Source organism: Desulfobaculum sp. SPO524, from assembly GCF_044987625.1.
Taxonomy (GTDB): Bacteria; Desulfobacterota; Desulfovibrionia; order Desulfovibrionales; family Desulfovibrionaceae; genus Desulfobaculum.
Genome location: NZ_JBJDSB010000011.1, coordinates 1 through 2,402, shown reverse-complemented (window position 1 = coordinate 2,402; position 2,402 = coordinate 1). Strand labels below are relative to the sequence as shown.

General features: G+C 41.4%; 3 protein-coding genes. All 3 read left to right on the top strand.

All coding sequences use genetic code 11. The annotated features are described in order from the left end of the window. Positions 1–723: 723 nt before the first annotated feature. The 3 genes from ACI3L3_RS16850 (at position 724) to ACI3L3_RS16840 (ending at position 2,347) form a co-directional block, all read left to right on the top strand. Positions 724–1,188 (top strand): hypothetical protein, encoded by a 465-nt coding sequence (locus ACI3L3_RS16850; RefSeq protein WP_404846327.1) that lies wholly within the window; start codon positions 724–726, stop codon positions 1,186–1,188. Between the two features lie 250 nt (positions 1,189–1,438). Next, positions 1,439–1,861 (top strand): hypothetical protein, encoded by a 423-nt coding sequence (locus ACI3L3_RS16845; RefSeq protein ID WP_404846326.1) that lies wholly within the window; start codon positions 1,439–1,441, stop codon positions 1,859–1,861. Positions 1,862–1,924: 63 nt separating this feature from the next. After that, positions 1,925–2,347, top strand: coding sequence for a hypothetical protein (locus tag ACI3L3_RS16840; protein ID WP_404846325.1), 423 nt, complete (start codon positions 1,925–1,927; stop codon positions 2,345–2,347). Positions 2,348–2,402: the final 55 nt, after the last annotated feature.

Below are 2,402 nucleotides of genomic sequence, written 5' to 3'. Positions count from 1 at the left end.
CAAGATCTGCGAGTCGGTGTAACGCGATTTCTTCATGTCGAATCTCCTCGGATAGGTTTACGAGAAAATTCTACTTTTCAGAACCACTCTTTTCCGGGGGGATTACCGATATAACAACTTGTTATGTATGGGAAAATTGGATTCGAACCCGGATGCGTGAAATGCATTCGTTGTATGCCTGTTAGATGTTCGTGGGGCGCTGAAAAAGCTCTGTATTACGACGGATTGGACTTCTGCGGAATGTGTCTTTTGCAGTAGTTCGAAGTCCATTTCATATGAAAAGTGTCGTGCTGGTTGCGGCTGTTGATGGCGAAAAATCAAGGATGTTTTCATTCACAAAACATAAGGGAGATTTTGAAGAGCTAAAGGTAGGTAATAGTCTAAGATATAATGAGGAAGTTATGGGATGACTGGCGGAGAGTTAGGGCATATATGTCATGCTTTCAGCGCAATAGTTCCAGTGTTGTTCAAGGCAGGATAAAACGGCCGGGAGTCTCTCTTCCTTAGCTGGCTCTAAGAAAGGGGACTTTACAGTTTCTTTCTGTTCCCCTTGAGGCAATGGGCGTTCCTCTTAGGAAATTCCCGAAGGCTTTCAAAGAGATCAAGGGCGGATCCAGGGGACTAAAGGGGACATGATGCGTAAGTGGAGAATGATTGATAGAGTACATGCGCGAATCATTGCAGAAATGATGCTTCTGTAAACAATGAGACAAGGATGGAGAATTGAAAATTGTTGTATCGCTATTCATGTGTTTGTTGTTCCCAAGTATGGCAAATTCTGGTGGCTGTTGTGTGTTTTATGTGGGGTGTGAGAATGTGAAGGCTATCCGCCATCATCGTGCTGTTTTAAAACCTGAAGAACAAATCCCTCCAGGTGATAAGGTTATTGAACGAAATTTTGGCATGATAGAGTTGACAGATGAAGGGCTCAAAGACTTTAAGCGAACTTTGGAAAGGTGCAATAAAAAGTATCTTGAAATTAAGACTGGTGAGTTGTTTATAGCAAGAAGTTCTAGTAGCGGGATGCCGCCTGAAAATGGAGCTGTATTCTTTATTCGTGATTCAAAGGAGGAGGTGCGGCTTTTGTTACATGCTGTGTGTCCATTGATGCCAATTCAAGGACTCAGTGGAGAATTGGGGATTTGTGGTACTCCATTGAAGTATGATCTGCATCGATTGGACTATTAGATTTGTTGCTAGTGTTTTTTGTATTCGGGAGTGTTTTAACTTTCATGATCTCCATTATGTGGTCGTGTCCCAAAAGATGTCGAAGCACTAACCTGGAGGTCCCCTTATTATTCATAATCCAAATGATCCAGATTAGGGAGCCGCGTTTAGGCCTGATAAGGGTAAGGGGAAGTTTCGTGATTTGATATAATATACTCTGTTGTAGTGCGTATTTAGTGCTGTTAATTGAGTTCAATATGAAGGGGATGGTATGTTTTTGAAAGAGATTGTATGTTGTGGATCCGTTGTATGTAAAGTTTCACTTTCAAAAGCTGAATGTGGAATGCTTCTGAATTCCTTTAACGAGGTGCTTCGTGGGTTTCATAACGTTGACTTTGAATCTGTTTTAGGAGTGTCAAAGGCCTGTGCTCTTGGCTATGATCAAGGAATGTTAGAAGGATATGAGTCCGCAATAGGTGAAAATGTTGAAGTTGAATTGCCATATAGAGGCTTGGCTGTTTTGCAGAAAGCGATGATCGCAGTGCTGCAAGACTTTGGGTGTTTCCCAGGGGATTATTCAAGTCGTCTAGGAACTGAACTTGATGAGTATCTCAGTCTGCTGGATGGCCTGAATTCAATGCTGGAAGAGGGTTGTAGGCTTATGTGCGAAGAAGTGGAGTTTGACTTTAGATGATTTCTTTTTGCTTTTAGAAGCAATTGTTTGTCCTGTATTGATGCTAGAGAAGGAGCGTGGATAATGATTTTTAAAGAACTAGCTGTTGATAATGGTTTTATGTGTAGAGTTGTTTTTTCAGAAATTGAGTGTGTCCAGTTGTTGAAGTGTTTTGATGATGTGGCTGATGACTTGCGTGATATTGATCTTGATGATGAAGTGCGTCACTCTCTTTGTTCTATAAGCAAATTTCGGGCTTTGTATGAACAAAAATGTTCGAATGAAAATTTGGAAATAGAGTTGCCCAGGAACGCTTTCGTTTTATTCCAAAGAATGGTCCTTGAATCCATGAGAGGTTTTTGTTGTGATTACGGTGACTACTCTATGGAGTTAGAAAAGCATTTTGGTGAGTATATAAATCTTTTTTCTGGAGTGAGTCATGTACTGGAGGAGAGTTGTCAGCGTATTGTTGGATTCAATCGAGAAGGTAGTGGTCACCTAGCCTGATCTGACCTGCTAAGTTCGTCCGGTAGTCCTCCCATTTTTAGGAAGCTGGATTGGC